19 protein-coding genes are annotated in these 20,884 nt (G+C 67.4%); 9 read left to right on the top strand and 10 right to left on the bottom strand.

Annotation, left to right across the window (positions count from 1 at the left end; translation table 11 throughout):
* From PJB24_RS06135 to PJB24_RS06125, 3 genes are all read left to right on the top strand, one after another.
* A partial coding sequence (locus PJB24_RS06135; RefSeq protein ID WP_273843801.1) for an ROK family protein occupies positions 1 to 802 on the top strand: 802 nt, incomplete at its 5' end.
* Positions 803 to 804: 2 nt separating this feature from the next.
* Positions 805 to 1,719 carry an ROK family protein gene (locus tag PJB24_RS06130; RefSeq protein WP_273843798.1) on the top strand — a complete coding sequence of 305 codons (915 nt, stop codon included), beginning with the start codon at positions 805 to 807 and terminating at the stop codon, positions 1,717 to 1,719.
* A gap of 130 nt (positions 1,720 to 1,849) precedes the next feature.
* On the top strand, positions 1,850 to 3,106 hold the full coding sequence (locus PJB24_RS06125; RefSeq protein ID WP_273843795.1) for a beta-ketoacyl-[acyl-carrier-protein] synthase family protein: 1,257 nt from the start codon (positions 1,850 to 1,852) through the stop codon (positions 3,104 to 3,106).
* Here the strand turns inward: PJB24_RS06125 and PJB24_RS06120 are convergent.
* Both PJB24_RS06120 and PJB24_RS06115 read right to left on the bottom strand, forming a co-directional pair.
* Positions 3,103 to 3,666 carry an NUDIX hydrolase gene (locus tag PJB24_RS06120; RefSeq protein WP_273843792.1) on the bottom strand — a complete coding sequence of 188 codons (564 nt, stop codon included), beginning with the start codon at positions 3,664 to 3,666 and terminating at the stop codon, positions 3,103 to 3,105. The two genes, PJB24_RS06125 and PJB24_RS06120, sit on opposite strands and share 4 nt — an antisense overlap.
* Positions 3,656 to 4,024, bottom strand: coding sequence for a PleD family two-component system response regulator (locus tag PJB24_RS06115; RefSeq protein WP_273843790.1), 369 nt, complete (start codon positions 4,022 to 4,024; stop codon positions 3,656 to 3,658). The genes PJB24_RS06120 and PJB24_RS06115 overlap by 11 nt, the downstream gene beginning before the upstream one ends.
* Before the next feature lie 74 nt (positions 4,025 to 4,098).
* Here PJB24_RS06115 and PJB24_RS06110 point away from each other — a divergent pair, with 74 nt between their 5' ends.
* Complete coding sequence (locus PJB24_RS06110; protein ID WP_273843788.1) at positions 4,099 to 5,916, top strand: ABC transporter ATP-binding protein; 1,818 nt, start codon at positions 4,099 to 4,101, stop codon at positions 5,914 to 5,916.
* A 109-nt stretch (positions 5,917 to 6,025) separates the two neighbouring features.
* Here PJB24_RS06110 and PJB24_RS06105 read toward each other — a convergent pair whose 3' ends face one another.
* Positions 6,026 to 7,315 carry a hemolysin family protein gene (locus tag PJB24_RS06105; protein WP_273843820.1) on the bottom strand — a complete coding sequence of 430 codons (1,290 nt, stop codon included), beginning with the start codon at positions 7,313 to 7,315 and terminating at the stop codon, positions 6,026 to 6,028.
* Positions 7,316 to 7,490: 175 nt separating this feature from the next.
* Entirely contained in the window at positions 7,491 to 8,531 is a 1,041-nt protein-coding gene (locus PJB24_RS06100; protein ID WP_273843785.1) for a D-2-hydroxyacid dehydrogenase, read from the bottom strand.
* A gap of 38 nt (positions 8,532 to 8,569) precedes the next feature.
* On the opposite strand from PJB24_RS06100, the gene PJB24_RS06095 reads away from it, so the two are divergent.
* The gene (locus tag PJB24_RS06095; RefSeq protein WP_273843783.1) at positions 8,570 to 9,220 is read left to right on the top strand and encodes an NUDIX hydrolase; all 651 of its coding nucleotides are present in this window, start codon (positions 8,570 to 8,572) and stop codon (positions 9,218 to 9,220) included.
* Here PJB24_RS06095 and PJB24_RS06090 read toward each other — a convergent pair.
* The gene (locus tag PJB24_RS06090) at positions 9,175 to 9,648 is read right to left on the bottom strand and encodes a hypothetical protein (RefSeq protein WP_273843781.1); all 474 of its coding nucleotides are present in this window, start codon (positions 9,646 to 9,648) and stop codon (positions 9,175 to 9,177) included. The two genes, PJB24_RS06095 and PJB24_RS06090, sit on opposite strands and share 46 nt — an antisense overlap.
* Before the next feature lie 63 nt (positions 9,649 to 9,711).
* Between PJB24_RS06090 and PJB24_RS06085 the strand changes: the two genes are divergently transcribed.
* Positions 9,712 to 11,439, top strand: coding sequence for an NAD+ synthase (locus PJB24_RS06085; RefSeq protein WP_273843779.1), 1,728 nt, complete (start codon positions 9,712 to 9,714; stop codon positions 11,437 to 11,439).
* Here the strand turns inward: PJB24_RS06085 and PJB24_RS06080 are convergent.
* The 5 genes from PJB24_RS06080 to PJB24_RS06060 form a co-directional block, all read right to left on the bottom strand.
* Entirely contained in the window at positions 11,434 to 13,047 is a 1,614-nt protein-coding gene (locus tag PJB24_RS06080; RefSeq protein WP_273843777.1) for a putative ABC transporter permease subunit, read from the bottom strand. The genes PJB24_RS06085 and PJB24_RS06080 overlap by 6 nt on opposite strands.
* 5 nt (positions 13,048 to 13,052) lie before the next feature.
* Entirely contained in the window at positions 13,053 to 13,814 is a 762-nt protein-coding gene (locus tag PJB24_RS06075; protein ID WP_273843776.1) for an ABC transporter ATP-binding protein, read from the bottom strand.
* Positions 13,815 to 13,854: 40 nt separating this feature from the next.
* Entirely contained in the window at positions 13,855 to 14,148 is a 294-nt protein-coding gene (locus tag PJB24_RS06070) for a hypothetical protein (RefSeq protein WP_273843774.1), read from the bottom strand.
* Between the two features lie 1,429 nt (positions 14,149 to 15,577).
* Positions 15,578 to 16,186 carry a response regulator gene (locus PJB24_RS06065; protein WP_273843770.1) on the bottom strand — a complete coding sequence of 203 codons (609 nt, stop codon included), beginning with the start codon at positions 16,184 to 16,186 and terminating at the stop codon, positions 15,578 to 15,580.
* A complete protein-coding gene (locus PJB24_RS06060) occupies positions 16,183 to 17,766 on the bottom strand; it encodes a sensor histidine kinase (protein WP_273843767.1) in 1,584 nt (527 codons plus the stop codon). Before PJB24_RS06060 ends, PJB24_RS06065 begins: the two co-directional genes overlap by 4 nt.
* Before the next feature lie 249 nt (positions 17,767 to 18,015).
* Here PJB24_RS06060 and PJB24_RS06055 point away from each other — a divergent pair, with 249 nt between their 5' ends.
* From PJB24_RS06055 to PJB24_RS06045, 3 genes are read left to right on the top strand one after another with little or no spacing between them, the layout of a single operon-like run.
* On the top strand, positions 18,016 to 18,747 hold the full coding sequence (locus PJB24_RS06055) for a (Fe-S)-binding protein (RefSeq protein WP_273843818.1): 732 nt from the start codon (positions 18,016 to 18,018) through the stop codon (positions 18,745 to 18,747).
* Positions 18,748 to 18,749: 2 nt separating this feature from the next.
* Positions 18,750 to 20,222 carry a LutB/LldF family L-lactate oxidation iron-sulfur protein gene (locus PJB24_RS06050; protein WP_273843764.1) on the top strand — a complete coding sequence of 491 codons (1,473 nt, stop codon included), beginning with the start codon at positions 18,750 to 18,752 and terminating at the stop codon, positions 20,220 to 20,222.
* A complete protein-coding gene (locus tag PJB24_RS06045; RefSeq protein ID WP_273843762.1) occupies positions 20,198 to 20,857 on the top strand; it encodes a LutC/YkgG family protein in 660 nt (219 codons plus the stop codon). Before PJB24_RS06050 ends, PJB24_RS06045 begins: the two co-directional genes overlap by 25 nt.
* Positions 20,858 to 20,884: the final 27 nt, after the last annotated feature.

The raw sequence follows: 20,884 nt of genomic DNA, 5'->3' as shown, positions 1-20,884 counted from the left end.
CCTCCCAGCCTTCCATCCCCGGCGGGCCATAGACGACCCCCGCGGTGGGGTCGTCTATGGCCCGCCGGGGATGGAAGGCTGGGAGGAGGTTGCTCTCAGGGAGAAGATCGAGGCCGCCTGCGGCTATCCGGTCGTGCTCGACAACGACGCGGTCGCCTCGGCGGTGGGGGAGCGTTGGATCGGGGCGGCGCGGGGGGTGCGTGATTTCCTCTTCGTCTACGCCGGTTGGGGGATCTCGGCCGGGATCTTCGTCGACGGGCAGCTCTACCGCGGGAGGAGCGGGACCGCCGGTGAGATCGGTCACATCCCCCTCGATCCCGACGGCCCCGTCTGCGGGTGCGGGAACCGGGGCTGCCTCGTGCGCTACTGCTCGCCGCGGGAGATAACCGACCGCGTGCGCCGCAGGCTCGATGCCGGGGAGGGGAGCACCCTGCGCGAGATTCACGGACGGGATCCGGCCGCGCTCGACTACGAGGCCGTGCGGCGGGCCGCAGCCGCCGAGGATCGCCTCGCGCTCGAGGAGGTCGGGGAGTCCGCCAGGATGCTCGGCCGGGCGCTCGTGGGGCTCGCCAACACGCTGGATCCGGAGAAGGTCGTGCTCGGCGGCAGGGCTTTCGGTGGGGTCGGGGAGGTCTACCAGCGGGAGGCGGAGGAGGCGCTCGGACGGGTGCTCTACCCTGGACGGCGCCAGATAGGCGTGGAGGTCTCCGCTTCGGGGGAGGAGGCAGTCGCCCTCGGTGCGGCCGCGCTCGTGCTCCACGATTCATACGCCCCCCGCATGCAGGGCCTGGAGGGACTCTAGAGATGGCCGTCGCCGCCATAGACGTGGGAGGGACGAAGACCCGCGTGGAGATCTTCTCCGGTCGTGAGAAGCCGCTCGGCTCCACCACGTTCGAGACCCCGCGAGACGGGGACGTCGCCGGCAGGGTCGGGGAGGCCGTGCTCGCGCTCGCCGCGGGCGAGAGGATCGACGCGGCGGCCGCCGCCTCTCCCGGTCCGCTCGACCCGCGCGGCGGCGTGATCCTCAACCCGCCCAACCTCTCCAGGGAGTGGTGGGGGCTCGAGTTTGCTGGAAGGATGGAGGAGATCTTGGGGTGCCCCGCCACGCTCGAGAACGACGCCAACCTCGGTGCGCTGGGGGAGGCTGTGTACGGAGGTGGTCGGGGGTACGGTTCGGTGCTCTACATAACCGTCTCCACCGGTGTCGGGACCGGGCTCGTCGTGGACGGCGTGATCTTCGGTGGCTCGCGTGGGTTCGCCGCCGAGCTCGGGCACACCGTCATAACCGACGACGAGCGCGTCTGCGGCTGCGGGCGCCGGGGGTGCGTGGAGGCCGTCGCCTCCGGTACCGCCATAGCCCGGCGGGCGCTCGAGACCGGATGGGCTCCGCAGGACGGGGGAGAGGTCACCGCGCTCGCCGTCGCCACCGCGGCCGCCTCCGGCGACCGGCGGGCGCTCGCGGTGCTCTCCGAGGCCGCCGGATACCTCGGACGGGCGATAGTCAACTTCGTCTACGCCTACGACCCGGAGGTCGTCCTCCTCGGCGGCGGGGTGGCCCAGTCCGACCTGTTCATGCGCCTCGTCGGGGAGGCTGTGGATGCGGAGCCGATCATGCCCGCCTTTCGTGGCGTGCCGGTTGAGCGCGGAGCCCTCGGCGAGCGCAGCGTCGTCTGCGGAGCCCGGGTGCTCGCCGAGAGGCTCGCGAAGAGAAGGGCATGAGCCCCGGGCGGGGTGCTATGCTGTTGTAAGCGGCTTTGACTGGACGCCGCGGGGCGGCGTATCCTTGCCGGGTGATGTTCGCGAGAGATCGACTTCGTGGTGAGCGTATGCATCTTAAGGCTGGCACGAGATGGGTGATGGGCGGGTGAGGGTTGTGGTCACCGGCCTCGGGGCCGTCACGCCCTTCGGGGTCGGGGTCCGGACGTTCTGGGAGGCGATCCTCTCCGGACGCTCCGGGGTGGGCGAGATGGACGATCCGGTGCTCGCCCGCTGGTCCCCGGTCGCCGCGCAGGCCCGGGACTTCGACGCCACCGATCACCTTCCGAAGCGCCTGGTCCGCAACACGGACAGGGTCACCCAGATGGCGCTCGTGGCGGCGGAGGAGGCCCTCTCCGATGCGGGGTTGCTGGGGGATGTCCCCTTCTCCGGTCTCGACCGGGACCGGGTCGGAATCTCGATGGGGTCGGTCTTCGGCGGTGTCGTCTCGCTCGAGGCCGGGGCGGCACGTCTGGCGCGGGACCCCTCGGCCCGAGGGGAGCCGCGCCTGGTCTCCAAGGCCATCCCCAACGCACCCGCGGGGGCGTTGGCGATGCGCCACGGGCTGCGGGGTCCGGTGATGACCTACTCGACCGCCTGCGCCTCCTCGGCCAACTCCATCGGCGAGGCGCTCTACTGGCTCGGTGCGGGGGCGGCCGACGCGGTGATCGCGGGCGGGACGGAGTGCCTGTTCTCGCCGGCGATCCTCGCCGGTCTGGCTGCATCCAGCGCGATCGCGCTCAAAGGTCCGGAGGATCCCGGGGCCTGGTCGCGCCCGTTCGCCGCCGACCGCCGAGGGATGGTGATGGGGGAGGGAGCGGCCGTGCTCGTGCTGGAGCCGCTAGAGCGGGCGCTGGCGCGCGGGGTGCGGGTCTACGCCGAGCTCGCCGGTTACGGCACCTCCAACGACGCCTACCACGAGACCGCGCCAGACCCCTCGGGAGAAGGGGCGGTGCTCGCGATGGAGCGGGCGCTAAGCTCCTCGGGCCTCCCGGCGCGGGATGTAGGGTACGTCAACGCCCACGCCACCGCAACGCCGGCCGGGGATCTCGCCGAGTCGAAAGCCCTGAAGAAGGTCTTCGGGGAGTATCTGGAGATGCTCCCCGTCAGCTCCATAAAAGGGGCCGTCGGGCACATGCTCGGTGCGGCGGGCGCCATCGAGAGCCTCGCCACCGTTCTCGCCCTGCAAGAAGGCGTCCTCCCGCCCACCATAAACTGCGAGAACAGAGACCCGGAGGCCCCGCCGGACGTCGTGCCCCTGCGCTCCCGTGAGCAGCAGGTAGAAACGGCCATGAGCAACTCCTTCGGCTTCGGGGGGCAGAACGCGGCCCTGGTCTGGCGCCGCGCCTAGCGCGGAGAGCCTCCCCGCAGGCGTCTGAGGGCCAGGAGCGCCGCGGCGACGCCGCTGGAGCTGAAGATCTCACCCGAGAGCACCAGCCGCTCCACCTCGCCGATCGGCACGCTCTCCACCGTGAGGCGCTCGTGCTCGTCGAGGTTCAGGCCCTCGTTCACCCGCTCCACGCCGCGCGCCAGGAAGAGGTAAGCCCAGTTGTCCTTGAGCGAAGGCGAGGAGGAGACCCTTCCGAGGAGCCCCCACTCCCCCTCCCCGTAGCCCGTCTCCTCCAGCAGCTCGCGCCGGGCCGCGTCCTCGGGCGCCTCGCCCGGCTCGAGGAGCCCGGCCGGTAGCCCGAGCTCCTCCCGCCCGAGCGGCGGGCGGTACTGGCGCACCAGCAGAACGCGCTCCTCATCCGTCACCGGGAAGACGATCGCGGCGTCCGGACGCTCGATGACGTAGTAGGGGTCTTTGACGGCGCCGTCGGGCAGCCGCAGCCGGTCGGCGCGCAGCGCGAAGTACGGGGTCTCGAAGAGCCTCCTCGAGGAGAGGTTCTCCCAGCGATCTTCAGCAGCCATCTTCTCCGGAGAGGATCGCAGGCAGCTCCTCGGTGAACGCCCCGCGGGAGAAGATCCGGTCGCAGCCGGCCTCGCGGGCCGCCCGGATGAGGTCCGTCTCGACGTGCGGGACGAAGCCGATTGTCCTGATCTTCTGCGTAGCCTCGCCGGATTTCACCTCGCGCAGGAGCCGGACGGGCTCGTAGCGGGAGGAGGCGAGGTCGATGATCAGGAGGTCCGGCGGGCTCTCGCGCAGGGATTCGAGCAGCTTCCCGCCGCTCCTGGGGAAGGAGACCTCCACGCCGAGCTTGTCGGCGGTAGCCGAGATCTTGCTCCTGAACAGCAGATCCTCCACCGCCGCCACGACCTTTCCTGGCACCCGCGTTCCCTCCTTCGTAAGTTTTCGCCGACACCCGCGATTCTACCCTTCCGGCTTGCGGTATCTTATCTGGCGTGAAGAAGCTGTATTCCGAGGTTGTCTCCAGCCTGCAGGAGACCAGGCGCACGCTCGTGAGCTTCGTGCCCTTCCTGAGGCCGCGCCTCAGGGGGATGCTCCTCGCGCTCGTCCTCCTGCTGCTCGAGACGGGCTCGAGCCTCGCCCAGCCCTGGCCGCTCGCCCTCATCCTGGACTACGTCCTCGGCGGGAAGAGCCTGCCGGGGTACGTCCCCCGCTTCCTCGCCGGGAGCGGGATCCTGCTCGCCGCACTTGCTTTTCTCGCCGTGATCGTGAGCGGGGCGAGCCGGGGGATCTCCTCGCTGCGCTCCTACCTCCTGCAACGGCTCGGGCAGGAGACCGTCTTCGACCTCAGGAACGCGCTCTACCGCCGGGTGCACGAGCTCGGCCTCGACTACCACTCCGACAGGCGAACCGGCGACACCATAACCCGCGTGACCGGCGACGTGCGGGAGGTCAGGACCCTGCTCGTGGACTCAGTCGTCGAGATCGGCTCTTCTTTGCTGATCCTTTTCGGGATGCTCGTCGTGATGCTCCTGCTCGACTGGAAGCTCACGCTGCTCGCGCTGCTCGGCGCGCCCTTCCTCTTCCTCGCCGTCAGCCGCTACCGGAGCGCTCTGATAAGCCGGATGCGGACCGTGCGCACCAGGGAGGGCGCCATAGCCTCGGTCGCCCAGGAGGCCATAACCGGCATCCGGGCGGTCAAGATCTTCGGCCGCGAGCGCGAGGAGGTCTCCCGCTTCCGGCGCGAGAGCGAGGAGTCTTTGCGGGCGAGCGTCGAGAGCGCCGCGATACAGGCCCGCTTCGGGCTCATGCTCGGGCTCGTCGGGGGGCTCGGGGTCGCGCTCGTGGTGTATTTCGGGGCGCGGCAGGTCCTCGCCGGGGCGATCTCGGTCGGGGAGCTCACGGTCTTCGTCTCGTATCTGGGGCAGTTCCTCTCCCCGATGTGGTCTCTCAGCAGGCAGGCGAACCAGGTCGGTCAGTCGCTGGTCTCGGCCGAGCGGATCGTCGAACTTCTCGACGCCGAGCCGACCGTGCGGGACCTGCCGGGAGCCAGGCCCGCGCCCCCCATCGCCGGTCGGGTGACCTTCAAGGACGTCAGCTTCGCCTACGACCCGCAGGCCGGCTACGTCCTCGACGGGATGAGCTTCGACGTCGAGGCGGGCAGCCGGGTCGCACTCGTCGGCGTGAGCGGGGCGGGGAAGACCACCGTGACCTCGCTCATCGCCCGCCTCTACGACCCGCAGGCGGGGAGGATCCTGATCGACGGCCAGGACATCAAGAGCTTCACGCTGCGTTCTCTGCGCGAGGCGGTGACCTTCGTGCCCCAGGAGCCGATGCTCTTCCGCGCCACGGTCGCCGAGAACATCGCCTACGGCCGCCCCGACGCGAGCCGGGAGGAGATAGAGCGCGTCGCGGAGCTCGCCGGAGCCGCGGAGTTCATCCGGGCGCTGCCCGAGGGGTACGACACCCTCGTCTCCGAGCGCGGGGAGAGCCTCTCCGGGGGGCAGCGCCAGCGCATCTCCATCGCCCGGGCGATGCTGCGGGATTCACCCATCTTGATCCTGGACGAGCCCGAGGTCGGGCTCGACGCCGAGGTCGCAGGGGCGGTCGCCGAGAGCTGGCGACACCTCACCGCGGGGAGGACCACCTTCGTGATCTCGCACGAGCTCAGGCTCGCCCGGGAGGTGGACAGGATACTGGTGATAGACTCCGGGGATATCGTGGAGAGCGGGACCCACGAAGAACTTCTGGAGCGCGGCGGCCTCTACGCCCGGCTCTACGCGCTGCAGGAGCCGGGTGTTGCGCATCCCTGAGGTGCAGGAGGGAGGTGAGGAACCTTTGCGGGAGCTTCTCATCATCTCGATCGTGCTGACGCTCGTCGTGCTCGCGATCTACGTTTCTTTCGCGACGATGTAGGGTGAATCATTCCCCCTCTGGCGGGCTCCTCCTGCGCGCCAGGACCTGCGAGACGCGCGGGCCGTCGGTCTCGTCAACACGCAGGATGTAACCATCCGAGACCACCTCGTCGCCGACCTCGGGGGCTCGGCCGAGCTCCCCGAAGACCAGACCGCCGATCGTCTCGAAGTCCTCGCTCTCGAAGCTCGCGTCGAGCGCCTCGTTGGCGACCTCTAGCGGGACGCTGCCGTCTATGAGGAAGGAGCCGTCGGGGAGCTTGAGGACCTGCGGCTCCTCCTGGTCGAACTCGTCCCGGATCTCGCCGACTATCTCTTCCAGGATGTCCTCGATGGTGACGATCCCCTCGAAAGAACCCCACTCGTCGATGACCGCCGCGAGCTGCAGCTCCTCCCGCTGGAAGTCCTCCAGGATGTCGTCTATGCGCCGGTTCTCCGGGACGACGAGAACCTCCCGCATCAGGTCGCGGGCCGTGAGATCCGCATCCGCGCTGCCCGTCTGGTCGACCACCCGCAGCACGTCCTTGACGTGCACCGCGCCGATGACGCGGTCGGGGTCCTCCTGTTCGTAGACCGGGTAGCGGGTGTAGTGGCCGCGGGCCGCCACCGAGAGCAGCTCCCTGAAAGGCATCCCGTCCGGCAGCGCCACCACGTCGGGGCGGGGTACCATGATCTCGCGCGCCACCTTGTCGTTGAGCTCGAAGATCGCGCCGACCATCTCGCTCTCCTCCTGCTCGAGCATCCCGTGCCTCGCCGACTGCTGGACGAGCGCCCGGATCTCGGTCTCCGAAGGACTCTCCTCGCCTTCGGAGGCCGGCGGGATGCCGAGCGTGCGGGTGAGGGCGTTGGCCGCCCCGTTGAAGAGCACCACCAGGGGCAAGAACGCGTAGTAGAAGAGCCTCATCGGCAGCGCCGTGACGAGCGAGGTCCCCTCGGCCTTCTGGATCGCCACGGTCTTCGGGGCCAGCTCGCCGAGCACCACGACGAGCGCCGTGACTATGAGGAAGCTGATCACAGGTCCGGCGTAGAGAGCCGCCGATGCAGAGAGCCCCACCGCTACGAGGACCGGCTCGAGGAAGTACGCCACGGCGGGCTCCCCGATCACGCCGAGCCCGACGGAGCACAGCGTGATCCCGACCTGGCAGACCGCGAGGTAGGTGTCGAGACGGTCGGTGGCCTCCCCGACGAGCCGGGCGGTGAACCCGCCCTTATGCTCCATTTCGTCGACCTGGGTCGCTCTGAGACGTACGAGGGCGAACTCCGCGGCGACGAAAAGACCGTTCAGGGCGATGAGGAGCAGCGCGAAGAAGAGTTTCGCACCCTGGAGAGCTAGACCTTCCAGAGGGCCCTCCGGTGCGGGTGGGTTTTGCGGGTGCGCCTCCCCGGGGGAGGCGCGCCGGTACTCGATGTCTCGGCTGGGTCCATGACTCCTCGAACGAAATATAACATCCGGCGCGCCTCCCGCAAGAGGCCGCTCAGTAGAGCAGCCTCTTGTCCAGCTGGTTCTCGAGCGGCTCCCCCGCGAGGTAGCGGCGGAGGTTTTCGCAGAAGAGGTCCGTCTGGCGCCGGTCGGCTTCGGGGACGTTGTCCGTGGCGTGCGGGCTCACGATGACCTCGTCCATCTCCCACAGGGGGCTCCCGGCGGGGAGCGGCTCGGTCTCGAAGACATCGAGCGCCGCCCCCGAAAGGTGTCCCTCGCGCAGGGCCTCGACGAGCGCTCCCTCGTCCACCACCGACCCGCGCCCGACGTTGATGAAGTATGCCCCCCGCCGCATCGCCGAGATCGCACGCCGGTCTATCAGGCGGGTGGTCTCCGGTGTCGCGGGCAGCGTCACGGCGACGTAGTCGGCCCGGGAGAGGGCATCGTGCAGGTCTTCCGTCGCGTAGAGCTCGTCGGCGTATCCGCGGGCGGGGTCGTCCTCTCGCACCGTGCGCTTGACGCCGGTCGTATGCACCCCGAAGGGCCGGGCTCGCGAGGCGATGGCCCGGCCGATGTTCCCGAGGCCGACGATGCAGAGCGTCTTTCCCTCCAGCGTGTCCACGGGCTCCTCGTTCCACCTTTTGGCCGCCTTGTCCCTCTGGAGCCGGAAGAGGCGCTTGGCGTGGGCGAGCATCGCCAGGAGCGCGAACTCCGCCAGGTACGGGGAGTAGACCCCGCTTGCGGTCGTCACCACCACCTCGCTCTCGAGGAGCCCGGCCCTCTTCGCCACCTCCCCGGCGCCGGCCATGCTCCCCTGCACCCAGCGCAGGCGCGGGGCGAGCGCCGGCAGGTCCGGGATCGGAGCCCCCTTCTCGCGCGGGAAGTCGTAGAGGACCTCGGCCTCGGCGAGCATGCCGAGCAGCCGCTCCCTCTGCGCGGGGGAGGGGATCCAGTCGGCGGGGCCCACGTGGTCCCCGGGCCAGCGCGGGGGAGGGACCACCTCGGGATCGTAGAGGACCTCTATGGCGGGGTCGAGCTTCTCTATCCTCTGTACCTGATCCTGCGGGAGATAGCTCGCTATGGCCACCTTGACCATCGTGTCCGCTCCTTCTCGGGTGTGTATGCTTGGTCTCTGTGGATGAGAAGATAGATATTCTCGACGCCGCCGGCAACCCGACCGGGGAGGTCCTCTGGAAGAGCGAGGCCCATCGCCGCGGCCTCTGGCACCGCTGCTTCCACTGCTGGATCTCGGGTGAGGACGAAGAGGGCTCCTTCCTCCTCGTCCAGCGCCGGGCCCCGCAGAAGGATACCTTCCCGGGATACCTGGACGTCACCTGCGCCGGTCACCTCCGCAGCGGGGAGGGCGTGATCGAGGCGGGACTGAGGGAGCTCTCGGAGGAGCTCGGGGTGCGGGTGGCTCCGCGGGACCTCGTCCGGCTCGGCACCAGGAGGATAGAACAGGAGATCCCGGGCGGTATGGACCGCGAGCTGCACGAGGTCTTCCTGCTCCCGGAGGGCCTCCCTCCGCGGACGATGAGCCTGCAGCGCGAGGAGGTCTCGGCCGTCTACCGCCTCCCGCTCGACGGGATCGATCACCTCCTGGCCGGGGAGAGGGTGGGGGCGAGATTCTGGGGGCCAAATGGGAGCGGGAGGGAGACGGTCGCGCTCGAGGAGTTCGTCCCCAACGAGGATGGATACCTCGCCCGGGTGGTTCGCGCGGTGAGGGCCGCCCTCGGCGGCTACGCGGACCCCGGCGCCGTCTTCCGCGAAGAGACGGCCTGCTGAAGCGCCTCGTCCGCCTGCCCGGCGGCGAGCTCCGCGCGCCAGGCGGCGCTCCGCGCGTCGCGGAGCACGTAATCTTCGGGCGAGGAGCAGCCCAGAGCCCCGAGCGCTTTCGCCGAGCCGGACGCCAGGTGCACCGCGGCCGCCACCTGCGAGAGGTGTTCCTCGCCGATGTGCGGCAGCGCGCAGGCCGCGAGGGTGGCGAGGTCCGCGCAGCTTCCCGCGGCCTCTGCGAGGAGGTGGGGAGAAGGTGGGGGGGCGTTTTCTTCCAGCGCACGAAGCTCCCGCAGGATGTCCGCGGCCAGTTCTCCCGTCGTCCGCAGCCGCAGGCCATCCGAAGCGGCGCACGCCTCCCGGAGCATACGGGCCGCCCCGGCTGCGCCGGAGAGCGCGGCCGGGATCAGAGGAGAGCCGTGCTGCGAGAGCCCCATCAGCAGGCGATTCTAAACCAGAAGGGCGGCGCATGACCGCCGGGGACGCTATCATTACGGGGCATGAGGGTCGCTCTCGCCCAGATCAACACCACGGTAGGCGACGTTTGGGGCAACGTCGAGAAGGCGGCGTCCGCCCTGGAACGTGCGTTGGAGGATGGAGCCGACCTCGTCGCCTTCCCCGAGCTGACGATCACCGGGTATCCCCCCGAAGATCTGCTCCTGCGTCCGGACTTCATCCGGGCCAACCTGGAAGGGCTCGAAGAGTTTGCCGGACGGGTGCCCGAGGGCGTGATCGCGGCCGTGGGTTTCGTCGATCTCGCCGGAGACCTCTACAACTCCTGCGCCCTAGTCTCCGGCGGTGAGGTCCTCCACCGCTACCACAAGCACTACCTGCCAAACTACGGGGTCTTCGACGAGAACCGCTACTTCCGGGAGGGCGAGGGCGTCCCGGTCCTCAGCGTGGACGGATCGCTGGCCGGCGTGAACGTCTGCGAGGACATCTGGTACCCGGGGGGGCCGGCTCGTGAGCAGGCGCTCGCGGGGGCCAGCGTCCTCATCAACATCTCCGCCTCGCCCTACTCGCGGCGCAAGGGGCTCTTCCGGGAGCGGATGCTCGCCGTCAGGGCCTCTGACTACGGCTGCTACGTCTTCTTCTGCAACCTGGTCGGTGGTCAGGACGAGCTCGTCTTCGACGGCCACTCGGTGGCCATAGACCCGCAGGGGCGGCTTCTGGCCCGCGCCCGGCAGTTCGAGGAGGACCTGCTCGTGCTGGACATCCACCCGGAGGAGGCCCTGATCCACCGCCTCCACGACCCACGTCCGCGCAAGGAGAACCCGGGTGGATCGCCGGTCGTCGTCGAGGGGCCAAGCCTCATACAGAAAAAACCGCAGGAGGGAATCGAGCCCCGCGTCGAGGAGCTGTTGCCCGAGGAGGGCGAGGTTTTGGAGGCGCTGACGCTGGGCCTCAGGGACTACTTCCAGAAGAACGGTTTCTCGCGGGCCGTCCTCGGGCTCTCCGGCGGGGTGGACTCCTCGCTCTCGGCGGCCATCGCGGCCCGCGCCCTGGGACCGGAGAACGTGACCGGTGTGCTGCTGCCGAGCCGTTACACCTCCCAAGGGAGCAACACCGACGCGCTCGCGCTTGCCAAGAACCTCGGCATAGAAGTGCTCGAGATCCCGATAGAGCCCGCCTTCTCCGCGTACGGGGAGATGCTCGCCGACGCCTTCCGGGGGCTACCCGAGGATGTAACCGAGGAGAACCTGCAGTCGCGCATCCGGGGCAACGTCCTCATGGCGCTCTCGAACAAGTTCGGCTGGATCCTTCTTTCCACCGGCAACAAGAGCGAGATGAGCGTCGGATACTCCACCCTCTACGGCGACTCGGCCGGCGGCTTCGCGGTCATCAAGGACGTTCCCAAGACGCTCGTCTACCGCATCTGCCGCCACATCAACGAGACCGAGGGTCGTGAGGTGATCCCGAAGTCCGTCCTGACCAAAGAACCCTCCGCCGAGCTGCGCGAGGGCCAGAAGGACACCGACTCACTGCCACCCTACGAGGTTCTCGACCCGATCCTCGAGGCGTACATCGAGGAGGACAAGGGGGTGGGCGAGATAGTGGCCGAAGGCTACGACGAGGAGGACGTGCGCCGGGTGGTCCGGATGGTCGACGCCGCAGAGTACAAGCGCCGCCAGGCTCCCATCGGCATAAAGGTGACGAGCCGGGCCTTCGGACGCGATCGCAGGATGCCGATCACGAACCGCTACCGCGAGCGCCGCCCGAAGTTATAGCCGCCACTCGATCTCCTGCAGATGCCGCGTTCCGGATCTGAAGACGACGTACGCGACGGTGCAGGTGACCGCAACCCACAGCAGGGCGGCCGCGCACCAGGCGGCCGGTGGGGGTATCGTGAGCGAGAGCAGGTAGCCGGCTGCGAGACAGAGTGCTCCGAGCACGAGCAACCCGAAGACCCCTCCGCCCAGCGCCACCCTTCCCATCCCGGTGAGTGATTGCTGGGGGTTCTCCCAGTCGAAGCGGGGATAGAGCGCCCCGACGCCCGTGGCGTAGCATGAAAAGACGACCGCCGAGGCGATCCCGAAGATCAGGCCTACGGCCGCGAACCCCGGTCGTCCTGGACCGGAGAGTAGCCAGAGCGCCAGCTCCGTCACCGCGGCGAGCAGCGAGCCGACCAGAGCGCCGCTCACCCACTTGCCGAACAGAAACCTCTTCGCCGGTATGGGAGAGGAGAGGATGAGAGCGTAGGCTCGTCCTTCGAAGCCCACGTTCTGTATCTGGTTCCCCCAGAGTCCCGTGCTGGCTCCGGAGAGGGTCGCGGCCAGGAGATACGGTGCGAGGCCGAGGATTCCTGTTTTCTGGAAATCGTTCGTCAGGGCGTAGAAGAGCCCGAACGCCGGCGGGATCAGGAGGCTCGCGGAGATCCTGAGATCCCGACGCAGCGAGAGCAGGTCCTTCTTCACCACCGCCCCTACGTCTCGCGGAAGAAGGGGAAGCTCACTCCTCCCTTCTATGGCCCTTCTCCGACGCCGGCGAGCTCCGGCCGCGAATTCGGCGGCGCGGGAGACCCCCGAGGCGTAGTGGTGACCGGCGACGAACAGGCAGAGGAAGTACAGCGCGGCCGTCGCGGCGGCGAGCGGTACCAGACCTCCGAGAAGGGTGGTGGCACTCAGGGAGGCCGCCCCGGTGACGGCCGCGGCGGCCCAGCTTCCGGGCGGGATCGTGAGGAGCGGAAAGTCGAGCATCTTCTGCCCCGGATGGTCGCCGAAGAACAACACGCCGAGGAGCACGGCCACCCCGAGGATTATTCCTGTGGCGTAGAGGATCTCCCGGGCCCTGCCCGGGGAGACCAGCCTCATGAACGGCATCACCAAGAGCATCCCGATGGCGTTTGCAACGACCGCGAGCAGCGCGAGCACGAGGAGAAGGACGGGATAGAAGAGGATGGAGGCCCCGGTCGCCAGCCCGTAGGCCAGCGGGATCGGGAGCCCGAGTACACCCACGAGCAGTGAGCCACCGAGTGCGCTCTCCCAGAACTTGAGCGCGAAGACCGTCCGGGATTTGAAGGGCATCGCGAGCAGCGGCGTCAGATCCCGTGAGAGGTAGAGCACCTGCACCGAGCGCCCGAATCCCGCGAAGAGCGCGAACGCGCCCACACCGCCGAAGGTGCTCGCGAGCAGCACGAAGGACTCGTGGCGGCCGGCGACCGAACCCTGCAGGCTCCTGAAGAGCGTGAAGAACGAGCCGATCATCAGCAGGAAGATCAGGGGCAGCCCGATCACAACGAGGACGTAGCCGGCCATCCGCTGGTTGCCCCTCTCGTCGGAGGAGAACCTGAAGAGCGTCTTCATCTTGAGCCTGTAGAGCAGCCTCCACGTGCCCACCGGGCTCACTCCTCCAGGTAGTCTGCTATCTGGCGGCCCTCGCTGGAGCCGGTGAGCCTGAGGAAGACATCCTCCAGGGTGTCGTCCCGAGAAGATCGGGCGAGCGACCTGAGCTCCGTTACGGTCCCCGAGGCGATCATCCTGCCACGCTCTATTATCCCGACCTCGTCGCACAGTGCCTCGGCCATCTCGAGGATGTGCGTGGCCATGAAGACCGTGCCACCACGCGCCACGAACCTCCTCAGCACGTCTTTGATGAGCCGCGCGCTCGCCGGGTCGAGCCCCACCGTCGGCTCGTCCAGAAACAGTACCTCAGGCTCGTGCAACAGCGCCGCCGCGAGCGCCACCTTCTGTTTCATCCCGTGCGAGAAGCCACCCAGCAGCTCGTCGGCTTCCCCGGAGAGGCCGAACATCTCGAGCAGCTCCCGGGAGCGATCCCTGGCCTCTGCCTGCTCCACGCCGTAGACGTCGGCGACGAAACCCAAAAACTCCCGGGCGGTGAGCTTCTCGAAGAGCGCGGGTTCGTCGGGGACGTAGGCGATCCTGCGCTTGGCCTCGAGCGGGTCCCTGACCACGTCCACCCCTGCCACCGTGATCTCGCCGGAGGTGGGGCGCAGGAGGCCGCAAAGGAGCTTTATGGTCGTCGTCTTGCCCGCGCCGTTGGGGCCGAGGAAACCGTAGAGCGTGCCTCGCCTTACGTCCAGGTTCACGCCCCTAACGGCCTCTTTCCTGCCGTAGCGCTTGGTGAGCGCGTGGGTCTTTATCAAGCGAGTGCCATCCGGCTCGGCTTACCGTCCGGAGTCCATCTTATCGTCCCTGCCTCCGTCTCCGGAGAGCCGCCAGATTGCCCAGGTAGCCCAAAACGAGCGGAACCGTCCACCATAGCTGCCACCACCCGACGATCTGCAGGTTGCTCCAGTCTGTCGTGCCGATGGCCAGCCCCACCGCGCACCCCACGACCAGGTGGTATGAGAGCTCCATGGCCGTCAACGAGCCAGACCCACGACCATCCCTCCGGGAGATCGTACCGGACAAGAGCCTTACCGCGACGGTCATCACGGCGGCCACGGCCCAGCCCACCAGAAAGATCCTCATCTGCACGAGGCCTGTAGCAGCCCCGGTACTGTTCCACGCCAGCGCCACCAAACCCATTGTAATGGCTAATGCGAGAATCCCCCAGATGGTCATCCCCAAACGAGGCAAACCGGACGGCGAGCCTTGCGGTTCACTTTGGTCGCTCAACGATCCTTCGCCACCTTTCTGCCGATTGGTTTAGTATACCTCGCTTATGCCAGTCATCATGGCCCAACGCACACATATGCGCATCCGCGCTTGGTGCAACATTTATTTACGCTCAGACATACGGGACAGTATACTCCCACACAGCCTAAGCAAGTCCATGGGTTCGAGCAAGAGAGACCACAAGGTGCACAGCAATTAAAAGCGCATCTAAGACTCAAGCTTACACATTCGCATCTATAACAAGAGGGACATCTACTGTTCCGGCATCTGCTTGACTGCGTAGAAACATTAGGTTCCGCTCCAACTATGGGAGCCTGAGCAATATTGTCATCCTCTGCCGAGGCCAGAATCCAGGCGTACTCTTCGCTTACTCTTACGATTACCTTGGAGGATTGTTTGTATCTTTTGCCTTTTCTGCTGAGCTGATAAGAAACTATAAGTGCATCGCCTAAAAGATAGGAAAGGGCTAACAAAGAACCGCCCCCGACCAGCTCATGGCGAACCCCCTGAACAGTGCCGGTAGACAAGTATGGGGTATGTTTACCTTCAGCACTAGATCCTAGCTTCTCACTTAAACGACTCGCACTCGGATTTTCCCTTACTGCCTGGACGTTTAACAAGTGTTGCAAGTATTTTTCTCGAGATAGCTGATTCCAGGCCGATATGGCCTGTCTATGAGAGAGCTCCTTGGATGAAGCAAAGGAGAGTTCAGAAACCCAGTGCTCCTCTGCTTCTGCAGAAGCAGAGAACAAATTGGTACCTGACAGTACTGACATCGCAACGGTAGCACCGCCCACACCTTTGATAAACTGTCTACGGTTTATCCTCTCAGCAGCACTTTTGGGTCCTCTGACTTCGCTCAAAACCTGCATTACCCGCCACGTTGTGACAGGACCGAGCTTTCTGCTCAAGACCAACCCCATCCTCAGCCCGGTCCAGGCTTTGACCTGTCCGCCCCTGACCTCGATTAAGGTCGGAGCCCACGGAGCGTTCTCTCCGAGGGCCTGCTTGCGCCAGTGCTCGACCTGCGGGTCGTGGAGGCTTCTGACCTCGAGCCTGCCCCCTGCTGCCTCCTCGATGCTATGCGCCAGGTCGCTGCACGTCATACACCCGGCGTCGAAGCCCAGGATCAGGTGTCGCTCGAGAGTTTTCACCCTGGCCCTCCTCCTGCCGATCTTTCCGGTGCGCCGGCGTCAGCCTACCAGCTGCCCATCGCCGGCACACTGTCCTTTCGGGACAGTTTTTCGACGATCGGGGGACAGGTTGCGACCTGTCCTTTTGCGAGCGCCTAACTGCCGGTGAGGTGCCGGAAGAGCTCCCTGCGCGAGGAGAAGCCGAGCTTCTTGAGGATGTTCTTCACGTGAAACTTGGCCGTACGCTCGGAGATGTAGAGCTGCTCCGCGATCTGGGCGTTGGAGCAGCGCTCCAGCAAGAGGAGGAGAACTTCCTTCTCTTTGGGCGTCAGATGGGTGATGCCCGGGACATCCTGCAGGCCGGGATGGCCCTCCTCCCTTCCCTCCAGCCACAACCTTCCGCCGCGGTGGACCTCCCTCAAGGCTTCGAGGAGCTTCTCCGGTCCCTCGCTCTTGTGCAGATAGCCGTCGGCACCGGAGAGCCTGCAAAGGAGGATGTCTTCTTCTAAGTTGTAGGCGGAGTATACGAGGATGCGGGGTGGGTCTGGAAGTTCTTTAATCCTGCGGCAGATCTCAGCGCCTCTGGGCTCCCCTCCGAGGTGCAGGTCGAGCAGCACGACGTCGGGTTTGAGCTTTTGGTTGAGATGGAGGGCATCCCCGGCGCCTATGGCTTCTGCGATTACCTCTACATCGTCGGCGAGACCGAGGGCTGCCCGGATGCCCAGCCTCATGGTGGGGTGGTCTTCGACGAGGAGCACCCTCATCCAAGCTCGAACCTCACCTGTACGGTGGTGCCCCTGTTCGGGGAGGAGAAGATGTCCAGGGTGCCTCCCGCCTCCTCCGCCCGGTTCCTCATGAGCGAGAGCCCGACTCCCGGGGTTGGAGAGGTGGGATCGAAGCCCCTCCCGTCGTCGCGCACCCGGAGCAGCAGCACCCGGCCGACTTTCCTGGACTCCAGCCAGACGTTGGAGGCCCTGGAATGCTTCGCCGCGTTCCAGAGCGCTTCAGCGGCTATCCTGTAGGCGGCGGCGCGCCGGGTGGTGTCCAGCGTGCCGCAATCCGCGCGCAGGTCCTGGTGGGTGTGGACTCCGAAGTGGCTGCTTATGTCCCGCAGCGTCCTCTGCAGGAGGGCGTCGAGTTCCACCCCGGAGTTTTCGCAGCGGGCGTGCAGCTCCTCGATGGAGCTTTCGAGCAGGTGTCCGGACTCTCTGCAGGCGGAGAGCGCCTCTTCGAGGAGCCTCTTGGAGGTTCGTTGGTCCCTCGCTTTTCTGCAGGTCTCCAGCAGGAGCGTCGCCCCGTAGACGTTCTGTTTGAGCGAGTCGTGCAGCTCGCTCGAGATCCTTCTCTGCTCCCGACGTACGGCGTCTCTCTCGGCTTCGAGCCTGAGGGAGCGGTTTATGTAGGAGAGGGCGGAGATGCGCAGCGCGAGGTAGAGCATGAGCCCCACCCCCGTCCAGCTCACGTACGCCGGCACCGGCGGGTGCAGCGTCGCCCAGGCGAGCAAAAAGGCGTACTGCACGGCCGGGGAGAGCGGTCCCGCCCAGAACAGGAACACCCGCCAGGGGCTGATCCCCGTTCTCTGGCTGTCTTGGGGCTCCGAGGATGCTCTCAGAGCCGCCGCGAGGAACAGCACCAGCCCCAGGGTCCACAGCAGCTCCGGCCACCTGCCGGGCTCGTAGGGTTTGAAGGGTTCGAGCCCGGCCCAGGCGAGGTCTCCGGCCACCAGGGCCAGAAATCCCCCCGCGAGCCAGCCCGAAAAGCCTGGTTTGCTGCGGCTCGAGAGCAGCGTGAGGCAGAGGAAGAGCAACCCGGCGTCTATCGCCGGCCCCGAGAGGGTGTCTGCGATCTCCCCGGGGCTCTTCCCGTGGACCGGCGCTGCCGGAGCGAGCAAGAAGTACCATACCACCATGCCCGACGAGAACATCACGCTCAGGGCGTCGAGCGGGGCCAGAGGGGCTATGCCCCGGGTGTAGAGCCCGAGCAGGTAGAGGAGCGCCACGAAGAGGAGCAGGTAGGAGAGGGTGTACGAGAGATCCCTCGGGAGCGCGAGCCTTGCGCCGTCCGGACCCATCTGCCACAGCAGGTATCCGCAGAAGCTGGTGAGAAGACCGGCTGCGAACAGCGCCCAGAATCTTCTCTCCCTGCCTCCGTTCTGCCGCGCGGCCCACACCGCGCTGCCGAAGGCGAACGTGGCGGTCGACCAGTAGCAGAGATGGGTCGTCAGGGCGCGCGCCGGGGTGTCTTTCGCCAGCGCGGCGAACCCGAAGGCCGCGATGCACCACGACGAAACGACCAGGAGCGTGTACAGAGACGCCTTGTTTTTGAGGTGCGTTCCCGAGATCAACGCGATCCACCCCACCCCTTGCCGGCGTCCGGCGGGTTTTCGGCCGCCAGCTTCTTCGACATCGGATCTTACCCCCTGACGTCGTTTCTCCCGCATTATCTCCCGGTTGCATGGCGTGTTTCCAGCGGTCTCGGATCGCGGGGGCACCGGGCGGGACTCTGGAAGCCCTGAGGGTGCCTTCCGCGAAGCCCACCGCGGTAGAATGATCTCCGAAGGAAAGCGTGTGATCGGGGGTGCCTTTCGTTGAGGGTGGCGCTCTTTGTGCCGTGCTTCGTGGATCTCATCCGGCCGGAGGTCGGGGTCGCTACCGTGCGCGTCCTGCGCAGCCTGGGAGTCGAGGTCGTCTATCCGGAGGGTCAGACCTGCTGCGGGCAGCCGGCGTTCAACTCGGGATTCTTCGACGAGGCGCGCGGCGTGGCCCGGCGCTTCCTCGACGTCTTCGAGCGGGAGGACTTCGACTACGTCGTATGCCCGTCCGGGTCGTGCTCGACGATGGTCTCGCGCTACTACCCGCTCCTCTTCGAGGAGACGCCGGAGGAGCGAGGGCGCGCGGAGGCCCTGGGCGGCAGGGTCAGGGAGTTCTCGGACTTCCTGGCCAACGTGATTGGGATGGAGGATCCGGGAGCCTCGTACTCCGGTAGGGCCGTCTTCCACGCCGGCTGCCACCAGCGGCGCGAGCTCGGGGTGCTGGAAGAGCCGCGGCGGATACTGCGCGGCGTCTCCGGGCTCGAACTGCTCGACTGGGAGGACGAGGAGCTCTGCTGCGGGTTCGGGGGGACGTTCTCGGTGAAGATGCCCGAGGTCTCCGCGGCGATGGCGGACCAGAAGATCCGGGCTCTGGAGAAGAGCGGGGCGGATACTTTGATCTCCTGCGATCCGAGCTGCCTGTTGCACCTGGAGGGGCGGCTGCGGCGCACCGGGCACGACACACGGGTGCTGCACCTGGCGCAGGTTCTGGACCCGGGGCGGGGAGAGGTCTGAGGATGGCGGCGAAGGCGGGACGCCCGGGGGAGGGGCTCGAGAGCCGGGTCGAGGGCTTCAACGAGCGGGCGAGGGTGGCCGTGAAGGACGAGCGGCTGCGCTCGGCGGTGGCGGTGCACTCGAAGAACACGATCCGAAACCGCAACGCTGCCCTCTCCGCCCTGCCGGACGCACCCGAGCTGAGGGAGCGCGCCTACCGTATCAAACAGGAGACGATGGCCAACCTCGACCGCCATCTGGAACGGATGGCCTCCGCCGTCGAGAAGAGGGGCGGGAAGGTCTTCTTCGCGAACGACGGGGAGGAGGCCGTCCGGTATATCGGGGAACTGGCGAGGCGCCGCGGCGCGAAACTCATCACCAAATCCAAGAGCATGGCCACCGAGGAGATAGAGCTCAACCGCCGCCTCCAGGAGGAGTATCCCGAGCTCGGGCTCGAGATCGTCGAGACGGACCTGGGGGAGTGGATCGCGCAGCTCGCCGGCGAGCCGCCCTCGCACATCGTCGCCCCGATCCTGCACATGAGCCGCCACCGGGCCGCCGAGGTCCTCTCGGAGGAGGCGGGCCACCCCCTGCCGCCCAACGTGGAGGATCTCGTGTACTTCGCCCGCGAGCGGCTGCGGCAGAAATTCCTCTCGGCGGACATCGGGATAACCGGGGCCAACTTCGGCGTCGCCGAGACCGGGACCGTCGTCACCGCGACCAACGAGGGCAACGAGGGGCTGGTCGCGAGCGTCCCGTCGGTGCACGTGGCGGTGATGGGCATAGAGAAGGTCGTGCCGCGCCTCGAGGATCTCGCGGTCTTCCTCAGGCTCCTCGCCCGCAGCGCCACGGGCCAGAAGATGACCGTCTACACCGACTTCGTGAGCGGGCCGAAGGGTGAGGACGAGCCCGACGGGCCGGAGGAGTTCCACCTGGTGCTGCTCGACAACGGCCGCTCCAGCCTCCTCGGTGGGGAGTTCGAGGAGGCGCTCTACTGCATCCGCTGCGGGGCGTGCCTCAACGTCTGCCCGGTCTACCGTCAGACCGGGGGCCACGCCTACGGCTCGACCTACTCCGGGCCCATCGGGGCGGTGATAACACCACTTCTCAAGGGGGACGAGGAGGCGAAGGACCTCCCGCACGCCTCCAGCCTGTGCGGGGCGTGCTGGGAGGCGTGCCCGGTCGGCATCCCGCTGCACGAGCTTTTGCTCAGGCTGCGCCGCAGGCAGGCCGAAACGGGAATCTCCGGCAGAGCGCAGCGCCTCGCCTTCGACGCGTTCGAATTCGGGATGAGGCGTCCCGGACTCTACGGGATCGGGGCGAAAGCCGCGCGGGGCGTGCAGGGGCCGCTGCTCAGGGACGGGGTCGCCCGGTCCCTCCCCGGGCCCTTGAAGGGATGGGCGGAGTCCCGCGAGATCCCGCACCTGGCGGAGAAGAGCTTCCGCGAGCTCTGGCGGGAGGGGAGGATCTGGTGGCGAGGAGGGAAGAATTCCTAGAAGGGATACGGCACCGCACCCGCGCCGGGCGCTACCATCCGACCCGCGCTCCGGACGTGGCCTGGACACCACGCGCGGACGGGGGAAGAAAAGAGGGGCATGAAGACCCGGCGGAGCGCTTCGTCCGGGAGTTCGAAGCGGTCGGCGGGCACGCGGTGCGTGCATCCGGCATCGAGGAGGCGCGTGATTACGTGCTCGAGGTGCTGCGGGGGAGAGGTGCGCGGCGGGTCGTGCGGTGGGATGGGAAGTTTCTGGAAGGGCTGGGCCTCGAAGAGGCCGGGCTGGAGGTGGCCGTCTACCGGGGCGGTGCAGAACGGAGGTCCCTGGAGGAGGCGGACGCAGGAGTGACCGAGGCGAGGTGGGCGCTCGCCGAGACCGGGAGCCTGCTGCTCGAGAGCGGCGGGGGGAGGCTCGCCACGCTCCTTCCGCCGGTGCACGTGGTGCTCGTGCCGGAGGAGAGGCTGCTCGGCACGCTGGAGGAGGCTCTCGGGGAGTACGAAGGGGGGCGGATGCCCCCCGACCTCTGTTTCCACACCGGCCCCAGCCGCTCCGGGGACATCGAGATGACGCTCACCGTCGGCGTGCACGGTCCCGGGGAGGTGCACGCGGTGCTGGTGAGGCAGCCCGGGTCCTGAAGTTCGACATCGAAGGGAGAGGTCGTC

Source organism: Rubrobacter calidifluminis, assembly GCF_028617075.1.
Taxonomy (GTDB): Bacteria; Actinomycetota; Rubrobacteria; order Rubrobacterales; family Rubrobacteraceae; genus Rubrobacter_E; species Rubrobacter_E calidifluminis.
The sequence above is the reverse complement of the archived record's forward strand: the minus strand, read 5'-3'. Positions and strand labels throughout refer to the sequence as shown.

What these genes read in the sequence shown, in the direction of transcription:
- PJB24_RS06120 (WP_273843792.1), bottom strand. Translation starts at nt 3,666, where the DNA reads ATGGCTGCTGAAGATCGCTGGGAGAACCTCTCCTCGAGGAGGCTCTTC.
- PJB24_RS06100 (WP_273843785.1), bottom strand. Translation starts at nt 8,531, where the DNA reads ATGGTCAAGGTGGCCATAGCGAGCTATCTCCCGCAGGATCAGGTACAG.
- PJB24_RS06090 (WP_273843781.1), bottom strand. Translation starts at nt 9,648, where the DNA reads ATGGGGCTCTCGCAGCACGGCTCTCCTCTGATCCCGGCCGCGCTCTCC.
- PJB24_RS06130 (WP_273843798.1), top strand. Translation starts at nt 805, where the DNA reads ATGGCCGTCGCCGCCATAGACGTGGGAGGGACGAAGACCCGCGTGGAG.
- PJB24_RS06125 (WP_273843795.1), top strand. Translation starts at nt 1,850, where the DNA reads ATGGGTGATGGGCGGGTGAGGGTTGTGGTCACCGGCCTCGGGGCCGTC.
- PJB24_RS06065 (WP_273843770.1), bottom strand. Translation starts at nt 16,186, where the DNA reads ATGAGGGTGCTCCTCGTCGAAGACCACCCCACCATGAGGCTGGGCATC.
- PJB24_RS06050 (WP_273843764.1), top strand. Translation starts at nt 18,750, where the DNA reads ATGGCGGCGAAGGCGGGACGCCCGGGGGAGGGGCTCGAGAGCCGGGTC.
- PJB24_RS06085 (WP_273843779.1), top strand. Translation starts at nt 9,712, where the DNA reads ATGAGGGTCGCTCTCGCCCAGATCAACACCACGGTAGGCGACGTTTGG.